Source organism: Synechococcus sp. CS-1332, assembly GCF_025127995.1.
Lineage (GTDB): Bacteria > Cyanobacteriota > Cyanobacteriia > PCC-6307 > Cyanobiaceae > Cyanobium.
Map to the genome: position 1 here is coordinate 1 of NZ_JAHLYP010000005.1, position 17,867 is coordinate 17,867.

Annotated in this window: 16 protein-coding genes; 7 read left to right on the top strand and 9 right to left on the bottom strand. The window is 63.0% G+C overall.

Going from position 1 to position 17,867, the window contains the following annotated elements; genetic code table 11:
* Nucleotides 1-42: 42 nt before the first annotated feature.
* Together glmS and psaC are read right to left on the bottom strand one after the other, a co-directional pair.
* Nucleotides 43-1,941 carry a glutamine--fructose-6-phosphate transaminase (isomerizing) gene (gene glmS / locus KQ305_RS00595; RefSeq protein WP_259723524.1) on the bottom strand — a complete coding sequence of 633 codons (1,899 nt, stop codon included), beginning with the start codon at nt 1,939-1,941 and terminating at the stop codon, nt 43-45.
* A gap of 98 nt (nt 1,942-2,039) precedes the next feature.
* Nucleotides 2,040-2,285, bottom strand: a complete 246-nt coding sequence (gene psaC / locus KQ305_RS00600; protein ID WP_011377242.1) for a photosystem I iron-sulfur center protein PsaC — start codon at nt 2,283-2,285, stop codon at nt 2,040-2,042.
* 149 nt (nt 2,286-2,434) lie between these two features.
* Between psaC and acpP the strand changes: the two genes are divergently transcribed.
* The 3 genes from acpP (at nt 2,435) to tkt (ending at nt 6,013) form a co-directional block, all read left to right on the top strand.
* On the top strand, nt 2,435-2,677 hold the full coding sequence (gene acpP / locus KQ305_RS00605) for an acyl carrier protein (RefSeq protein ID WP_254953716.1): 243 nt from the start codon (nt 2,435-2,437) through the stop codon (nt 2,675-2,677).
* A 7-nt stretch (nt 2,678-2,684) separates the two neighbouring features.
* Nucleotides 2,685-3,932: a beta-ketoacyl-ACP synthase II gene (gene fabF, locus KQ305_RS00610; protein WP_259723525.1), complete on the top strand. Its 1,248-nt coding sequence runs from the start codon at nt 2,685-2,687 to the stop codon at nt 3,930-3,932.
* Nucleotides 3,933-3,994: 62 nt separating this feature from the next.
* Entirely contained in the window at nt 3,995-6,013 is a 2,019-nt protein-coding gene (gene tkt, locus KQ305_RS00615) for a transketolase (protein WP_259723526.1), read from the top strand.
* A gap of 108 nt (nt 6,014-6,121) precedes the next feature.
* Here tkt and KQ305_RS00620 read toward each other — a convergent pair whose 3' ends face one another.
* Nucleotides 6,122-7,129 (bottom strand): glycosyltransferase family 2 protein, encoded by a 1,008-nt coding sequence (locus tag KQ305_RS00620; RefSeq protein ID WP_259723527.1) that lies wholly within the window; start codon nt 7,127-7,129, stop codon nt 6,122-6,124.
* 17 nt (nt 7,130-7,146) lie between these two features.
* Between KQ305_RS00620 and KQ305_RS00625 the strand changes: the two genes are divergently transcribed.
* Nucleotides 7,147-7,413: a hypothetical protein gene (locus KQ305_RS00625; RefSeq protein ID WP_259723528.1), complete on the top strand. Its 267-nt coding sequence runs from the start codon at nt 7,147-7,149 to the stop codon at nt 7,411-7,413.
* Here the strand turns inward: KQ305_RS00625 and KQ305_RS00630 are convergent.
* From KQ305_RS00630 to rfbF, 6 genes are read right to left on the bottom strand one after another with little or no spacing between them, the layout of a single operon-like run.
* Entirely contained in the window at nt 7,410-8,831 is a 1,422-nt protein-coding gene (locus KQ305_RS00630) for a hypothetical protein (protein WP_259723529.1), read from the bottom strand. The genes KQ305_RS00625 and KQ305_RS00630 overlap by 4 nt on opposite strands.
* Nucleotides 8,832-8,852: 21 nt before the next feature.
* Nucleotides 8,853-9,911, bottom strand: a complete 1,059-nt coding sequence (locus tag KQ305_RS00635; protein ID WP_259723530.1) for an SDR family NAD(P)-dependent oxidoreductase — start codon at nt 9,909-9,911, stop codon at nt 8,853-8,855.
* 5 nt (nt 9,912-9,916) lie between these two features.
* On the bottom strand, nt 9,917-10,783 hold the full coding sequence (locus tag KQ305_RS00640; protein ID WP_259723531.1) for an NAD(P)-dependent oxidoreductase: 867 nt from the start codon (nt 10,781-10,783) through the stop codon (nt 9,917-9,919).
* On the bottom strand, nt 10,783-12,273 hold the full coding sequence (gene rfbH, locus KQ305_RS00645) for a lipopolysaccharide biosynthesis protein RfbH (protein ID WP_259723532.1): 1,491 nt from the start codon (nt 12,271-12,273) through the stop codon (nt 10,783-10,785). The genes KQ305_RS00640 and rfbH overlap by 1 nt, the downstream gene beginning before the upstream one ends.
* Nucleotides 12,270-13,403: a CDP-glucose 4,6-dehydratase gene (gene rfbG / locus KQ305_RS00650; RefSeq protein ID WP_259723533.1), complete on the bottom strand. Its 1,134-nt coding sequence runs from the start codon at nt 13,401-13,403 to the stop codon at nt 12,270-12,272. Before rfbG ends, rfbH begins: the two co-directional genes overlap by 4 nt.
* A gap of 2 nt (nt 13,404-13,405) precedes the next feature.
* Complete coding sequence (rfbF, locus tag KQ305_RS00655; RefSeq protein ID WP_259723534.1) at nt 13,406-14,179, bottom strand: glucose-1-phosphate cytidylyltransferase; 774 nt, start codon at nt 14,177-14,179, stop codon at nt 13,406-13,408.
* Nucleotides 14,180-14,467: 288 nt separating this feature from the next.
* Here rfbF and KQ305_RS00660 point away from each other — a divergent pair, with 288 nt between their 5' ends.
* Genes KQ305_RS00660 through KQ305_RS00670 form a run of 3 tightly spaced genes read left to right on the top strand, consistent with a single transcriptional unit; the run spans nt 14,468 to nt 17,759 of the window.
* Nucleotides 14,468-15,448 carry a glycosyltransferase family 2 protein gene (locus tag KQ305_RS00660; protein ID WP_259723535.1) on the top strand — a complete coding sequence of 327 codons (981 nt, stop codon included), beginning with the start codon at nt 14,468-14,470 and terminating at the stop codon, nt 15,446-15,448.
* A gap of 14 nt (nt 15,449-15,462) precedes the next feature.
* On the top strand, nt 15,463-16,212 hold the full coding sequence (locus KQ305_RS00665; RefSeq protein ID WP_259723536.1) for a bifunctional 2-polyprenyl-6-hydroxyphenol methylase/3-demethylubiquinol 3-O-methyltransferase UbiG: 750 nt from the start codon (nt 15,463-15,465) through the stop codon (nt 16,210-16,212).
* 23 nt (nt 16,213-16,235) lie between these two features.
* Nucleotides 16,236-17,759, top strand: coding sequence for a hypothetical protein (locus KQ305_RS00670; protein ID WP_259723537.1), 1,524 nt, complete (start codon nt 16,236-16,238; stop codon nt 17,757-17,759).
* Nucleotides 17,760-17,867 lie beyond the last annotated feature (108 nt).

The following is a 17,867-nucleotide window of genomic DNA, read 5'->3' on the forward strand; positions in this document are numbered from 1 at the left end:
ACGCGGGCTCGCCCGCCGCAGGGCGTCACAGGCCCGACACCCTCACTCGACGGTGACGCTCTTGGCCAGATTCCTCGGCTGATCAACATCAAGGCCACGGTGGGCGGCGATGTGATAACTGAGCAGTTGCATTGGAATCACCGTGAGCAGGGGGCTGAGCAGCTCGTCCACGTCCGGCAGGGGCAGCAGCACATCGAACAGTTCGGTGTCCGGGCAGGCAGGCGCCACGCCGATCAGCTGGGCATCGCGGGCCTTGGCCTCCTGGGCATTGGAGAGCACCTTCTCAAAAACACTTCCCGGCACGGCGATCGACACCACCGGCACCCGGGCATCGAGCAGGGCGATCGGGCCATGCTTCATCTCCCCCGCCGGGTAGCCCTCGGCGTGGATGTAGCTGATCTCCTTGAGCTTGAGGGCCCCCTCCATGGCGATCGGGTAGTTGATGCCCCGTCCCAGGAAGATGACGTCCTGGGTGTCGGCGAACAGATGGGCCAGCTCGGCACAGCAGCGGTCATGGTCGTCGACCAACCGCTGCAGCACCGGCGGGAGTGCGCGCAGCTGCTCGGCCAGGGCCCGCAGCTCGGCGGGGGTGCGGCCGCCGCCCAAGGGATGGGCCGTGCCGCCGCGGCGTTCGGCGAAGGCCAGCGCCAGGCCATAGAAGGCGAGCAGCTGGCCGAGGAAGGTCTTGGTGGCGGCCACCCCCACCTCGATGCCGGCGCCGATGTCGAGCAGGTGGGGCACCAGGCGGCCGAGGGAACTCTCGGGGCGGTTGGTGATGCCCAGCAGGCGCGGCGCGTAGGCCGGATCCGCCACCAGGAAGCGGCGCTCCTGCTCCATCGCCAGGGCGGCGAGGGTGTCGGCCGTCTCGCCTGACTGGGTGACACCGATGGTGAGCGTGTGGGGCTCCAGCGGCGGCGGGGCATAGCGGAATTCGCTGGCGTAGAACACCGACGTCGGCAGCCCCGCCAGCTGCTCCAGCAGATGGGCGCCCACCTGGGCCGCATGGCGGCTGGTGCCGCAGGCCAGGATCTGGATCCGCTCCACCCCCTCGTAGACGGACTCGTCGAGGGGGAGCGCCACCAGGGCTCCCTCCGGCAGGTGGCGGGCCACCCACAGGGCCATGGTTTCGGGTTGCTCGTGGATCTCCTTGTGCATGAAGTGGCGGAAGCTGCGCTTGTCCGCCACGTGCTCGGTGCCCACCAGCAGGGTGGGGTTGCGCTGCACCCGCGTGCCGGCAGCGTCGTAGAGCTCGATGCCAAGGGGCGTCAGCAGGGCCACCTCGCCGTCCTCCAGGGGCAGAATCGTGCGGGTGAAGCCCGCCAGGGCCGGCGTGTCGCTGGCGCAGAGGAACTCCCCCTCCCCCAGGCCAATCAGCAGGGGGGCCTGGCGCCGGGCGACCACGACGGCCCCGGGCACCGCCGCCCACACCACCGCCAGGGCGTAGGCCCCCTGCAGCAGAGGCAGCACCTGCTGCAATGCTTCCAGCAGCAGCGCCGGCGAAGCCATTGCCCCCTCGTCCTGCCGCTGCCGCAGCCGGCGGGCCAGCAGGTGGGGGATCACCTCGGTGTCGGTGTCGGAACGGAACTCCACTCCTTCGGCCTGCAGCTGCTCCCTGAGGCTGCGGTGGTTCTCGATGATGCCGTTCTGAACGACGGCCAGCTGGCCGCTGCCATCGAGGTGCGGGTGGGCGTTGCGCTCCTCAGGCTTGCCGTGGGTGGCCCAGCGGGTGTGGCCGATGCCGCACTGGCCCGGGGCCCCCCGTTCCTCGTAACGGGCGGTGAGGTTGACCAGCTTGCCCTCGGCCTTGAGGCAATGCAGGCCGGCCCCGTCGACGGTGGCGATGCCGGCCGAGTCGTAGCCGCGGTACTCCAGCTGGCGCAGACCCTCCAGCAGCTGGGGGGCCGCCTCCCGCGAGCCAATCAGGGCAACGATGCCGCACATAGGAGAAGCAATCCGGCGGGAAACGGGGGTGGGGGCAAAAAAAAGCCCGGCGCTAGCGCCGGGCAAGAGCTTATGGGAGGGCAGCGATGCTGCCGAGCTCAGTAGGCCAGGCCCATGGAGCGGCTGGTCTCGTCGCCTAGATAAACGCGGATGCTCAGGAAGTCGGTGGGGCAGGCGGTTTCACAGCGCTTGCAGCCGACGCAGTCTTCGGTGCGGGGTGAGGACGCGATCTGGGCGGCCTTGCAGCCATCCCAGGGCACCATCTCGAGAACGTCGAGGGGGCAGGCACGGACGCACTGGGTGCAACCGATGCAGGTGTCGTAGATCTTGACGGCGTGGGACATGCCAGGGCCGGGAACGAACGGCGAGGTGCCCAAAGTACCCACACCCTTCCGGCGCAGGGCCAGACCGGGCGTCGGCCGTCACCCTTGTTCATACGGCGAAAGGGCCCGTTCGGGGCGACCCGTAGGATGCTGCCTCCCTCACAGCAGCCATGTCCCAGGAAGCGATCTTCGAGAAAGTCCGGTCGATCGTTGCCGAACAACTCAGCGTGGAGGCTGACGAGGTCAAGCCGGAATCCAACTTCCAGAACGATCTGGGAGCTGATTCCCTCGACACCGTCGAGCTGGTGATGGCCCTGGAGGAAGCCTTCGACATCGAGATCCCCGATGAGTCGGCCGAAGGGATCCTCACGGTGGGCGACGCCGTCAAATACATCCAAGAGAAGCAGGCCTGAGGCGTCCATGGTGGAGGGTCTCCGCCGCGTCGTCGTCACCGGCCTGGGCGCGGTCACACCGATCGGCAACAACGTCGCGGACTATTGGCAGGGTCTGATCAACGGCCGCAATGGGGTGGCGCCGATCACCCTGTTTGATGCCTCCCGCCATGCCTGCCGCTTCGCCGCCGAAGTCAAGGACTTCGATACGGCTGGCTGGCTGGAGCCGAAGGAAGCGAAGCGATGGGATCGCTTCTGCCAGTTCGGCGTGGTCGCGGCCAAGCAGGCGCTGGCCGATGCCGGCCTGACCATCGACGACAGCAATGCCCAGCGGATCGGGGTGGCCATCGGCTCCGGCGTGGGCGGGCTGCTGATGATGGAAACCCAGGCCCATGTGCTGGCCGAGCGCGGTCCCGACCGGGTCAGCCCGTTCTGCGTGCCGATGATGATCCCCAACATGGCCACCGGGCTGGCGGCCATCGCCATCGGCGCCAGGGGGCCCAGCAGCGCCGTAGCCACCGCCTGCGCCGCCGGCTCCAATGCCATCGGCGACGCCTTCCGGCTGATCCAGATGGGTCTGGCGGACGCCATGGTCTGCGGTGGCGCCGAGTCGGCGATCACTCCCCTGGGGGTGGCCGGCTTCGCCAGCGCCCGGGCCCTGTCGTTCCGCAACGATGACCCCGCCACCGCCAGCCGGCCCTTCGACGCCGAGCGCAACGGGTTCGTGATCGGCGAGGGGGCTGGGGTGCTGGTGCTGGAGAGCCTGGAGCACGCCACCGCCAGGGGCGCGCGGGTGCTCGGCGAGATCGTCGGCTACGGCATGACCTGTGACGCCTATCACTACACCCTTCCCTCCCCGGGCGGTGTGGGGGCGGCGGAGGCCATCCGGCTGGCCCTGGCCGATGCCCGGCTGGAGCCGGAGGCGGTGGATTACGTCAATGCCCACGGCACCAGCACCCAGGCCAACGACAGCAACGAGACCGCCGCCATCAAGTCGGCCCTCGGAGCCCACGCCATGACCATCCCAGTCAGTTCCACCAAGTCGATGACCGGCCACCTGCTGGGCGGCAGCGGCGGCATCGAGGCGATCGCCGCGGTGCTGGCGGTGGCCCACAACCTTGTACCGCCTACGATCAACTACAGCACGCCCGATCCCGCCTGCGATCTGGATGTGGTGCCCAACCAGGCCCGGGAACACGCCGTCAACGTCGTGCTTTCCAACTCCTTCGGGTTCGGCGGCCACAACGTCTGCCTCGCCTTCCGCCGGATGACCTGATCACCCGGTGCGCCTTCCAAGGACCACCTCCCTTCTCCCTGTTTTCTATCCCCCGTCAAGCCATGGTCGCCGCCCCCACCACCCAGGTCGATAGCCACGTAGAGACGCTCTGCATCAACAGCATCCGCTTCCTGGCGGTCGATGCGATCAACAAGTCCAACTCGGGCCACCCCGGCCTGCCGATGGGCTGCGCTCCGATGGCCTTCTCCCTGTGGGACAAGGTGCTGCGCCACAACCCCAAGAATCCGCAGTGGTTCAACCGCGACCGCTTCGTGCTCTCGGCCGGCCACGGCTGCATGCTGCTGTACGCGCTGCTGCACCTCACCGGTTACGACAGCGTCTCCCTGGAGGACCTCAAGCAGTTCCGCCAGTGGGGCTCCCGCACCCCCGGCCACCCGGAAACCTTCGAAACCCCCGGGGTCGAGGTCACCACCGGCCCCCTCGGCCAGGGCATCTCCAACGCCGTGGGCCTGGCGATCGCCGAAGCCCACCTGGCGGCGAAGTTCAACAAGCCCGACGCCAAGATCGTTGACCACTACACCTATGTGCTGATGGGTGATGGCTGCAACCAGGAGGGCGTCTCCAGCGAGGCCGCCTCCCTGGCTGGCCACCTAGGCCTGGGCAAGCTGATCGCCCTCTACGACGACAACCACATCACCATCGACGGCAACACCGGCGTGTCCTTCACCGAGGACGTGATGAAGCGCTATGAGGCCTACGGCTGGCATGTGCAGCACGTTGAAGACGGCAACACCGACGTGGCCGCCATCACACGGGCGATCGAAGCGGCCAAGGCGGTCAGCGATCGCCCCAGCCTCATCAAGGTCACCACCACCATCGGCTACGGCTCGCCCAACAAGGCCAACACCGCCGGGGTGCACGGCGCCGCCCTCGGTGCCGAGGAGGCCGAGCTCACCCGCCAACAGCTGGAGTGGAGCTACGGGGCCTTCGAAGTGCCCGAGCCCGCCTACGAGCACTGGCGCGCAGCGATCCAGCGCGGGGCCGCCGATGAAGCCTCCTGGAACGAAAGCCTGGCCACCTACCGCAGCCGTTACCCCGCCGAAGCCGCCGAGTTCGAGCGGATGCTGCGGGGTGAGCTGCCCGAGGGCTGGGATGCGGCACTGCCCGTCTTCACCCCCGACGACAAAGGCCTGGCCACCCGCCAGCACTCCTATAACGCCCTCAACGCCTTCGGCCCCAGCCTGCCCGAACTGATCGGCGGCTCCGCCGACCTCACCCACTCCAACCTCACCGACATCAAGGGCGAGGCCAGCTTCCAGAAGGGCCATGAAGCCAACCGCTACCTGCACTTCGGTGTGCGCGAGCACGCCATGGCAGCGATCCTCAACGGCATCGCTTACCACAACAGCGGCCTGATCCCCTACGGCGGCACCTTCCTGGTGTTCGCCGGCTACATGATCGGAGCCATGCGGCTGTCGGCCCTCTCCGAGCTGGGCGTGATCTACGTGCTCACCCACGATTCGATCGGCCTGGGCGAAGACGGCCCCACCCACCAGCCCGTGGAAACCCTCGCCAACCTGCGCGCCATCCCCAACCTGCTGGTGATGCGCCCCGGCGATGGCAACGAGACGGTGGGGGCCTACAAGGTCGCTGTCACCAACCGCAAGCGCCCCACGGTGCTCGCCCTCAGCCGCCAGGCCATGGTCAACCAGGCCAACTCAGCCGCCGACAAGGTGGCCATGGGTGGCTACGTGCTCAACGACTGCGACGGTACCCCGGATCTGATCCTGATCGGCACCGGCACCGAGCTCGACCTCTGCGTCAAAGCCGCCGCCCAGCTGAGCGCCGAAGGCAAGGCCGTGCGGGTGGTGTCAATGCCCTGCATCGAGCTGTTCGAGGAGCAGGACGCCGCCTACCGCGAATCAGTGCTGCCCGCCGCCGTTCGCAAGCGCGTGGTGGTGGAAGCCTCCAGCTCCTTCGGCTGGCACAAGTACACCGGCTTCGATGGCGCCAGCGTCTCGATCGACAGCTTCGGTGCCTCCGCCCCCGGCGGGATCTGCCTGGAGAAATTCGGCTTCACCGTCGACAACGTGGTGGCCACGGCGAAGGCACTGGGCTGAACGGATCAGTCCCCAGCGAAGGGTTGGTCAGCCATCGGCGTGGCCAACCAGCTGAACATCTTCTTAGCCGGACCGTCAGGGTCCGGCTTTTTGATGCCCGTGGAATGCTCAGCCCTGGCGGGACGGCACGTTGTGGCGGCTGCGCTCCACCACCAGGGGCAGTCGCAGGGTGCGCTGGTTGATGAAGCCGATGTATTCGCCGAGAATGCCGAGAGCAAACATCATCGCGCCGGCGAAAAAGAGTGCCGAGATCGACAGCATCGCGACGCCGAACTGGAAACTGTTCCAGTAGATCAGTTTGCTGACCATCACCACGAACGAGAGCAGGATCGAGAGGGCCCCGAGCGACAGGCCTGCGGTGGTGATCAGACGCATGGGTTTGCGGGAGGAGGTGACAATGCCGAGCACACCAAAATCCACCAGGAACGAGAGAGAAGCGGAACTGCTGCCTCCCTTGCGATCAGCGCTCACATAGGGAATCGTGGACCACTTGAAGCCGATGGCGCAGACTAGGCCCTTGATGAAGGGATAGGAATCGATCGACTGCCGCAGGGCCAGAATCACCGAGCGATCGTAGATGCCGAAGCCGGTGGTATCCCGCACCATCGGATAGTCGGAGAGCCAGGACAGCGTGGCGTAGTAGATCTTTTTGCAGAGAAACAGGATCGGACTCTCATGGCTGGAGCGCCGCACAGCAAAGATCACCTGGTTATCGCCCTGCTTCCAGGCCGTAATCAGATCGGCCACCAACTCGGGGGGATCCTGCAAATCTGACATCAGAAAGACATTGGCATCGGCATCTGGCACCAACAAGGCATTGGCAGAGGAGCGCACAAAGCCGAAGTTCGAGACATTGAGAATCAGGCCAACCCGTGAATCCCTTGCCGCCAATCCCTCGATCAGATCGACCGTAGGGTCGGTGGAGCAATTATCAGCAAACACGATCGAGAAGACATCGTCAGAAAACTGCTCGAGAACCTTCGACAGCCTCACATAGAGGGCTTCAATATTGGAGGACTCGTTGTAGCATGGAATGCAAATGGCGATATGATGGCTCAATGTTGACGAAAAGCATGCTGCAGGCAGTGTATCTTTTGGCTGCCGTTCTAGCGGCATGCCTGGGCCAATTCATCTTGCGGATCCGGCCTCCGGCTGAGGGCATCCGCACCACAATCCTCTACCTGGTGGCCTCGCTGCTTTGTTATGGCGCCTCCTTTGGAATCACGGCCCTAGTGCTGCCCGCCGCCGACAGAAAACTGGCGGTGCTGATGCTGAGCCTGCAGTATCCGCTTCTGTATGTGCTCTTCGCCATCAAGGATTCAGCCGCGTTGCAGCCGGCCAGCCTGGTGGCGATCACCCTCGGCTATGCGATCGTGGCTGTGGGCATGTTCGGGCGTTAGGTGAGGCTGGCGCACAGCCTGTCAATCTGGCGCTGCCCCAGCTTGAAGTCCCAGACGGGGCCGCCGAAGATCTTGATCGGCAGCGAATCCTTCTGCTGGCATTGTTCCCGCAGCTGATCCCCGTAGACGAGGGTCTTGATCTCCCCCGACGGACTCACCTCGAAGACGGTCCGGTCGACGACATTGTTGTGATAGAAGACCAGCGTCAACACCAGCCAGATGGCCAGGGCACGGCCGGTGGCGCTGTTCCGGGTGCCTGGGTCACGAACCAGAAACAAGAACGCCAACAGCAACACCGACAGAAACAGGACGGTGTTCCAATAGAAGAAGCGCCCGCCCGCATCTTCGACGCTCAACATCTTCAGGTCCACCCCGCGACGGGTGGCCACCAGCAGGCTGGAGAAGGAGAGCACCAGGGTGGAGAAGATGGCCAGGTAGAGCAGGGCCGGCTGGCCCATGCGCCCTGTCACCACCCGCACGGCCAGCACCACCAGGACCAGCACCCCGAGCACGGCCAGCAGCTGCAGGGGATCGGGCAGGTCCCGCAGGTACCACCAGGGCTTGTAGCCCCCCAGCAGCGGGGCGATCAGGTGCACCGTGAACCAGTCGAGCAGCACGGCGGGCCGCATCAGCAGCTTGGCCAGCGCCCGGGCCGTCGAGAGGGGGTAGTTGGTCTGCAGCTGGGAAAAGTAGATCTGCAGGGACGACAGCAGCACCGGCAGGCTCAGCCACAGGGGCCGGATCGGCAGCCGGCGGCGGCGCAGGCCATGGAAGATCAGCAGGGGAACCGTGTAGATGGCCATGAAGGGTCCGGTGAACGCCGCCACCAGCCCATAGAGAAACAACACTCCCTTGAGGAGCGGAGATCGGAAGATCTCCGCCCTCCCGCTGCCCTGCTGTGCCACCACGCCATAGGCGATCAGGATGAAGCCGAGCGGGAAGAAGATGTAGGCATTGGGCAGATTGAGATAGGTTTCGCCGGCGTAGGGGTAATACACGTAGGGGATGTAGGCCAGCCGCATCGCCCGGCTGAACACCCCCGCCCCGATCAGGGCCTCCACGCTGACCAGCGGCAGCAGGTAAGACACCCAGGCCACCAGCAGGAAGAAGCTGGGATAGGCCAGGGGCGAAAGCAGGTTCACGGCCGTCAGGGCGCTGATCCGCTGGAGGAGATGGCTGTAGCCCGCATACAGCTGCAGCAGCGATCCGCTGCCGTGGTCGATGGCGTGCTGCAGGAAGATCGAGCCATCCTCCGCATAGAGGCCCGGCTGCAACGAGATGGACGGGCGCCGCAGGTGGTAGCCGAGGGCGCAGAGGCCGATCAGGGCGGCGGAGACGAGAACGCCGTGGAGCCGGGGAGGCAGGCGCTGCTCGGCTGACTGGCGGAACTGCTGGATCTTCTGCAGGAGGGTGGCCATGGGTGCGCGCAACGGCTCCGCTCAGGCCGGCATGAGGTTGGTTTCGGTCCAGGCGAGCATGCGGCTGACGCCGTCGCGGCAGGAGATGGCCGGCGACCAGCCAAGCAACTGCTCGGCCTTGCCGATAGCGGCGATGAAGCAGTCCTGGTCACTGGCCCGCCGGGGGGTGGGGGTGTAAACGAGCGGCGGGATGGCCAGCAGCTCGGCGAGCAGGGCGAACAGCTCCAGCAGGCTGAGGGAGTTGGCGGCGCCGCCGCCGATGTTGAAGATCTCGCCGTTCATCCGCTCACGGTGCTCGTAGGCGGCCCGGTAGAGGCGGATCAGGTCGTCGGCGTGGAGCACGTCGCGCACCTGCTTGCCGGTGCCGGCGATGGTGAAGGGCTCGGGGGCCATGCCCGCCTGGTGGGCACGCTTCTGCTCGATCGCCTTCTGGCAGAACCAGCCCACCCAGCCCTGGTCAAAGGAGGCGAACTGGCGGCCGCCGAAGATCGAGGAGTGGCGGAACACCACCGTTTTCAGGCCGTACACCCTGGCCCAGTCGCGCACATACTGATCCGCCGCCCCCTTGGAGCAGCCGTAGGGGGTGGAGAAATCCAGCCCCAGGGACTCATCGAGGCCTTCCGGGTGGTCCGGCAGGCGGTAGCGGGTGGGGGTCTCCTCGTAGCGCAGCCCCTCCAGATCGCCGTAGACCTTGTTGGTGCTGCTGTAGGCGATCAGCGCCTCGGGAGAGAGGGCCCTGGCCGCCTCGAGCACAGCGAAGGTGCCGAGCACGTTGGTCTGCAGGTCGCGGGCCGGCTCCTGTAGGGAGGTGGTCATCGCCACCTGGCCGCCGACATGGCAGATGTAATCGAAGGGGGCGTGGCGCCGGAACACGGCCAGCACAGCTTCGGCCTCGGCCAGATCGGCCTGGATGAAGTGGAAACGCCCCGGGGCGGCCTGCTGCTCCAGCCAGGCCAGGTTCGCCGCCGAACCGCGCCGGAACAGGGCATCGACCACCACCACCTCGACTCCTTCCTGCAGGTAGGAGGCGGCCAGGTTGGAGCCCAGAAAGCCGCAACCGCCGGTGATCAGGACCTTCATCGGATTCAGGGGATGGGAGAGGCCGGAATCCGCAGCCCGCGCAGGTCGGGCACATACCGTTCGATCTGATCGGGGCGGTCCGGAAGGCTGGCGGGCAGCAATCTACCGGTCGCCCCCAGGCGCTCCCATTCCGCCGCGGCGAAGGCCAGCAGGCTGATGGCGGCCCCCGAACCGACGTTGACCACCAGGGGCACGCCGGCGGCAACGTCGGGGCGGCTGCAGGCCGCCAGCAGGTGGGCCGCCACGGCGGCGACGGGGATGAAATCGCTGACCTGCCGGCCGGAGGTCATCGGGAAATCCTCGCCAGCCAGGGCGGCCCGCCGCAGGGAGGGCCAGAAGTTGCCCGCGAACTGGCCCTCGCCGTAGGCCGAGAAGATGCGGCCATAGACGAGCTCCAGCTCTTGGGCGATGGCGAAGGCACGCAGCAGCTGGAAGGCCGCCGCCTTGCTGGCGCCGTAGGGGCTCAGGGGCTCCAGGGGGGCCTCCGGCGGGATGGCGTCATAGCGGCGGGCGGCGTTGCCGTACTCGTGGCTGGTGCCGGCGACGACGCAGCGGCGCACCCCCGCCTCCGCCGCCCGCTCCAGCAGCCGCAGGCTGCCGGCCACGTTGGCCTGCACCAGCTTGTCCCAGCTGGCAGGCTTGGGGCTCACGCCCGCCGAAGCCAGGTGCAGCACCGCCTCGACCCCGTCCAGCTGGGCGGCCTCCAGGCTGGCGAGGTCGCCCTCGCACCACTGGGGCTGGCGCGGCAGGGGGATCGCCGGGGCGGAGGCGGGGCTGCGGCGCAGGGCCAGCACCTGGTGGCCTGCCGCCAGGGCCGCCGCCAGCACATGGGAGCCGATGAAGCCGGTGCCGCCGGTGAGGAACAGCCGCATCAGGCCTGGCAGAAGGCCCGGATCACCGCGATCTCCTTGGCCAGCATCGGGGCCGTGAGGCCCGGGTAGGTGCCAAGGAAGAGGGTGTCGACCATGATCGCGTCGGCGCCGGCCAGATCCCCCACCACCCGCAGGGCGTCGGGGCGATCGGCGCGCAGCTGCACGAAGGCCGGCTGGCGCACCAGGTTGCCGCCGAACAGCATGCGGTTGCCGATGCGGTGGGCATCGAGCTCCTTGGCCAGGTCGGTGCGGCGGAAGGGGGCCTCGGGCTTCACCGAGATCTTGAAGCCGAACCAGGAGCAGTCGGTGCGGCAGCCGCTGGCGTCCCAGGAGAAGCCCGCCACCGGATCCCAGCCGGTGGCGTGGGTGGGCAGGGAGAACTCGAGCACGGACTCGGTGGCCACCAGGCCTTCGCGCAAGGTCTGCCAGTTGCGCTTGCGGGCCTCGATGAACTCCGGCAGGCGGCGCAGCTGCACCCGGCCGATGGCGGCCTGGGGATCGAGCGGTTTGAGGTTGAAGCCGAGGTGGCTATAGATGTACTTGTGGTCGTAGCCGCCGGGCAGTTCGCCCAGTTGCCAGTCGAAGCGCTTGCCGCAGGTGTCGTCCTTGCCGGAGGGGCACCAGCAGTCGCGGCCCCAGTCGCGGAAGCTCTCGGCCACCACCTTGAGCTTCTGGTCGCGCACGATGTTGACGGCGCCGCCCTCGCCCATGGTGAGGTGGTGGGGCGGGTAGAAGCTCTGGGTGCTGATGTCTCCCCAGGTGCCGGTCCAGCGGATGACGCGATCGGGCCCCTCATCGAGGCCGGGGCTGTTCTCTGAGAAACCGAGGGATTCAGCCAGCTCCCGGGGCATGGAGTAGGAGCAGCCGAGGGCGTCGCAGTTGTCCTCCACCAGGTAGAGGTCGTGGGCGCGGCAGAAGCGCAGCACGGCCGCCAGATCGAAGGGATTGCCCAGGGCGTGGGCCATCATCACGGCCTTGGTGACGCCAGGGGTGAAGGCGGCTTCGAGCTGGTCGCAGCGGGCGTTGCCGGTGACTGGATCGGCATCGATGAACACCGGCAAGGCGCCCACCTGCAGGATCGGCGCCACGGTGGTGGGAAAGCCGGCCGCCACGGTGATCACCTCGTCGCCGGGCCGCAGGCGCCGCTCGGCCGGCAGGCGGTGGGAGGTGAGGGCCGAGATGGCCACCAGGTTGGCGGAGGAGCCGGAATTCACCAGCAAGCTGTGGCGCACCCCCAGGAAGGCCCCCAGCTCGCTCTCCATCGCCGCCCCCTCAGTGCCGAGGGTGAGCCAGAAGTCGAGGGTGGTTCCCACGGCCGCTTCGACTTCGTCTTCGGTGAAGACGCGGCCCGCGTAGGGGATCGTCTGGCCGTCGGCGTGGGGGGTGCGATCCGGATCGTCGCCCGGGCGGAAGGCGGCGTGGGCCCGGCGGGCGTAGTCGCGGGTGAGCCGGAGGATCTCCTGCTTGAGCTGGTCGAGGTCGGCGGTCATGGGGTGGATCGGCCCGGCGGGCAGCAGGCGAGATAGGCGGTGAGATCGTCGAGGCAGCAGGCCAGCGGGTCGTCGCCCGCTTCGATCACGCGGCGGTACCACTGAAGCGTGCGGGCGGTGGTGGTGGCGAAATCCCAGCGGGGCGACCAGCCGAGGCGGTGGTGGGCCTTGTCGACAACAAGGTTCAACAGACCGGCCTCGTGGGGGGCGTTGGGATCGGAGGCATCGATCCAGCGGCCGGGCCAGTGGGCCAGGGCCTGCTCCACCAGCTCCTGCACGGGCCGGTTGGCCTCCAGCTGGGGCCCGAAGTTGAAGGCTTCGGCCATCGCGCGCCCATCGGACGGCTCGGCGAGGGCCTCGGCCAGGGCCAGGTACCCGCCGAGGGGTTCGAGCACGTGCTGCCAGGGCCGGGTGGCGGCGGGGTTGCGCAGGGTGATGGGCTCACCGGCGCGCAGGGAGCGCACGGTGTCGGGAATGATGCGGTCGGCGGCCCAGTCGCCGCCGCCGATGACGTTGCCTGCCCGGGCGCTGGCCAGGCGCAGATGGGGCGACTGGTGGGGCAGGGTGCCGCAATAGCTGGCGCGCCAGGAGCTGATGGCCAGCTCTGCGGCGGCCTTGCTGCTGCTGTAGGGGTCGTGGCCGCCGAGGGGGTCGTTCTCCCGGTAGCCGTAGAGCCATTCGTTGTTGCGGTACACCTTGTCGGTGGTGATCAGCACCGCCGCGCAGGGGTGGCTGAGCGGGCGCAGCGCCTCGATCAGATGGATGGTGCCCAGCACGTTGGTTTCCCAGGTGAGCACCGGCTCGGCGTAGCTGCGCCGCACCAGGGGCTGGGCCGCCAGGTGCAGCACCACCTCGGGCTGGCTGGACGCCACGAGTTCTGTGAGGGCCGCCGGATCGCGCAGATCGCCCACGTGGTGATCGAGGCGGCTGGCCAGCCCGAGCTGGTCGAACAGGGATGGGTCGGTGTCCGGCGCCAGGGCAAACCCAGACACCCGGGCCCCCAGCTCGCAGAGCCAGAGGGCCAGCCAGCTGCCCTTGAAGCCGGTGTGGCCTGTGAGCAGCACGCGTTTGCCGTGCCAGAAGGAGGGATCGGGCTGCTGCCAGGCCCGCCCAGGGGAGCCGCTGGTCATGGTCAGCTCCAGATCTTCCAGGGGGCGCGGCCCTGCAGCCAGAGGTCTTCGAGCCGTTGACGGTCGCGCAGGGTGTCCATGGGCTGCCAGAAGCCGCGGTGCTTGAAGGAGTTCAGCTGGCCCTGGGTGGCGAGGGCCTTGAGGGGGGCCTGCTCCCAGACGCAGTCGTCGCCGTCGACCAGGTCGATTACGGAAGGCTCGAGCACGAAGAAGCCGCCGTTGATCCAGGCATTATCGCCGTCGGGCTTCTCCTCGAAATCGGTCACCACGTCCCCGTCGAGGTGCAGAGCGCCGTAGCGGCCGGGGGGCTGGACGGCGGTGAGGGTGGCCTGCAGGCCCTGGCGCTGGTGATGGGCGATCAGGGCGGTGATGTCCACATCGGCGACGCCGTCGCCGTAGGTGAAGCAGAAGGACTCGTCTTCAGGGAGGTAGCTGCGCACCCGGGCCAGACGGCCGCCGGTAAGGGTGGCATCGCCGGTGTCAACCAGGGTGATCTTCCAGGGTTCAGCCTTCTGGCGGTGCACTTCCATGTGGTTGAGATCCATATGGAAGGTGACATCACTGGTGTGCAGGAAATAGTTGGCGAAGTATTCCTTGATCACATAACCCTTGTAGCCGCAACAGATGATGAAGTCATTGATGCCGTGGTGGCTGTAGATCTTGAGGATGTGCCACAGGATCGGCTTGCCGCCGATCTCCACCATCGGCTTGGGCCGCAGGTGGGTCTCCTCCGCTAGTCGGGTACCCAGTCCACCGGCCAGGATGACGGCTTTCATATAAGGAGTTGAGGCTTTGAAAAATGATAATGCAAGGGCGAACCTGCCTAAATCATGATCAAGGCTATCGACACTATACCAAGCACTGGCCTCTGTGCAATCGAGCAGAGACCAAGTAGAGTCAAAACGCACCTAGCTTGCTCAAAGCCCACCCTAATGGAATCCCTCTAAATGAGATCATATCCTATTGGCGTGTTCTTCACAGACTGCGTGATGAGATAATCGAAGAGTTGGGGCCCAACCCTATGCACAAGAATTTCCATTCACTCCGAGCTTGAAACCCCGATCATGAGAACAATACCTGAGGCGGGAAAGCTTCTTCTTTCTGTGATCATCCCTTGCTTCAACGAAGAAAAGTCTTTGCCAGTTCTTATTGACAGACTTGAGCCTCTGCTCTGCTCCGCTTTCGGCTCCGACAGATGGGAGATCATTCTTGTCAATGATGGGAGCCACGATATGACCGAAAGCTGTATCGAAAACATAAATCAAGTATTTCCAAATGTTTGGGGAATATCCCTCACGCGCAACTTCGGCCATCAACCTGCATTGTATACGGGCCTACAGAATTCGGGAGGGGAGATATGCGCTTTAATGGATGCTGACATGCAAGACCCACCAGAAATTCTGCTGGATCTAATCAGAATTGTCCATTCTGGAGAGCAAGATGTTGCCTATGGAGTACGAGCAAACCGAGAAGCCGGACCCCTGATCAAAGCTTGCTATAAGGGCTTCTACAGGCTGATGGGATCAATTTCAGAGCATCCTTGGCAGGTTGACGCCGGAGATTTTTGTGCCATGAACCGGCGCGCCGTAAACATGATTCTTTCTTTTCCAGAGCGAGATAAATTCCTACGAGGCCTGCGCTCTTGGGTAGGCCTTCGGCAGCTAGGAGTATCCTACTCACGCCCTAAGCGCTTGCTTGGAAAGTCAAGATACAATTACTCTAGATTATATCTTTTGGCAATGAAAGGAGTGGTTGGCTTTTCAACCATACCGCTTCGAATTGCCTCATTTCTAAGCTTGGGATCGGGCCTCTTTTGCGCCTTAGTTGCTGGGTTACTGATGATCAATCGGATCTTTCCAGCCTTCACTCTGTTCGGCTATAATATCGGAGCAAATCAAGGAATTGCGACTTTAGCAGTTATGCTTCTGCTAGTTTCAAGCGCGATTCTCGCGGCTCTTGGCATCATCGGAGAATATTTAGCCGTGGTGCTTGTTGAAGTCAAGCAGAGGCCCGTTTCGTTCATTTCACGTATCATCAAAGCATGAGTTCCCCCGAGTCGATGATCACTTATCTGAGTGAGGCCGTTCCCGTTGACATGGCTGACAAATGGTATGAGTTTTCTCGACCTGATCATTTTTGGATTGCTCGTCGCTTCAAGGTGATGCATACCTTAATCCGGTCTTGGCTTAGTGGTACGCCGAGCTGGCTTGACGTAGGTTGTGGTTCCGGATTACTTCAGAGCTATTGTCGGGACCGCTATCATCTTGATGTGATCGGTGCGGATCTGAATATCGTTGCATTGAAGCTCAATCCAAGCGGCGTCAAGAGCACTTACTGCTACGACATCAATTCTAGACAAGTTCAACTTGAGCAGACTTTCGATATCGTCAGCGCCATGGACGTCATTGAGCATATTGACGATGAGCATCACTTTGTTGAGTCGTTACTTTTTCATGTCAGGCCTGGCGGTCAATTATTGATCAATGTTCCAGCACTTCAGTGTTGTTTCTCCAAGTACGATGTAGAGGCTGGGCACAAACGTCGTTACAGCGCCAATGACGTCAAGCGAATAGCCAAAGAGCATAATCTCAGCATCATCAAATGGAGTTATTGGGGACTTGCATTAATTCCCGTTTTGATTATGCGCAATTTTATCGTTCATTTTTCTGAACGCTCAAAAGTCATTCAACGGGGTTTCTCGCCGTCCAGCCCGTTCGTTGGCCGTGTTCTTGGATTTCTAGCTTCCCTAGAAATACTCCCCAATCACTTTGCAGGTACATCTCTGATGATCGTATTCAAAAAGCAATGAAGTTCACTGATGAGTGTAGTTGGATGAGCTGGAAACAGCTGATTAGAGACAATGCAGTAGTTTTTGCAGCTTGGCTGGCATTCTATGGTTTCAGGCCATTTTCCCTAGGGCTCTATCATGATGACTGGGCTATCTTTCTTGACTCTCCATCAACTGGGAGCACGCTAAGTCTAATCCAGGTTTTTGGGAATCGTCCAGTTCTAGGACTTTATCATATAGCTACAACGTGGCTAAGTGGAGGAAACCTTGCTGTACTACATTTTTATGCCAGTCTAGTAGTCTTAGGAACGGCCCTGATTCTTCGCTCTTTCATTCGACAACTGCTCCATTTTGTTTTGGAATCCAATGGATATGTCAGCTCTGTCATTGGAGCCTGTATTTGGCTAGTAATGCCATGGACCTTGGGCACCTCGGCATGGCTTACAACAAATCCTACGCTCTTTTGCGTCATGGGTTTTGCGCTAGCTGGTACTAGTTTGATCAGATTCTGGAGAGGCAAAGCCGGACTTTTGCCGTGGTTCCCTCTAAGTATTCTTCTATCTTGCCTAGCTTACGAGTTTTTTATTCCTCAGTTCATCATATTGGTGTGCTTTTTTTATGCTCAGAGTAGTCGTTGTATTCAAAAGATTCCGGCACAGCCAGTATTACGTCCTCTAGGATGGCTCTTGGCCACATATGGAGTCGTTTACCTAATCCGCAAATTCGGGGAGTCGTTTGGGAAGTCAGCGGTCAAAGCGTATTACGCTGACTGGCTTACAACGTTTTTCGTTAATCTGAAATCTGACTTTATTCGTCAATCTTTACCAAGCAACAACTGGCTTTTGCTATTAGGCTTAGCCATTTCTATCGGACTTATCGGCCTAACTTTAATCTCTTTATTCACAGAACAGGCCCTAAGGGGTGTTCGCAGGAGCTTCCTAGTTGCAATTCTTCTTTGCTGTTTGGGATATGCGGCTTCCTGCTTAGTCCCTTCCTTCATTGGATTCAGACTGACTGGCACTGGAGTGGATTCTCGGTCCACTATTGGAGTATCTCTTTGGATCGCACTATTCATTTCCCTCATATTTGGCATCGTGAGCAAATCAAGAATGAAACCCCTTAAGATTACTGGAGTTACCGCTTTTACATTTTACAGCATTGTACTCAGCGCTTCGATGGCGACGCAATTGAGTCTGTGGCACGATGTTTGGGAGTCTGAGTCATCTCTGTTGCGAGATATCAAACAAACATCAATAGAAGACGTCAAACGTAACTCCATCATTGTTCTTGATGGACCGATTTCGCATAAGGGTATCTATGGGTTTGCTTCCTATTGGGATTTTCAAGCCGCACTGCACTGGACATTTCCTAACAGGCGAGACCTCAAGGCCTTGGTAGCCACCGATTGGTGGCGAGTCAGAAGGAAAGGCCTTCATACCGTACAAAGCAACGCCGAGACAGTGCTAGCTGATTACAATTCCGAGGAGTCGTGGGTGATCAACTCTAAGAGTGGAGAGCTCCGGCAGTTGCTCGATGGACAGTCACTTGGAGCAGGAAGATTTCCATAGCCAGATTCTTCTCCAGAAAATCACCGAGAGCATGATTTACTTCATGCAATCGAATGCATTCAGATAGAATAGAATGAGCTAGTTCTTTTGCCCGATGCGGAGCAAAAG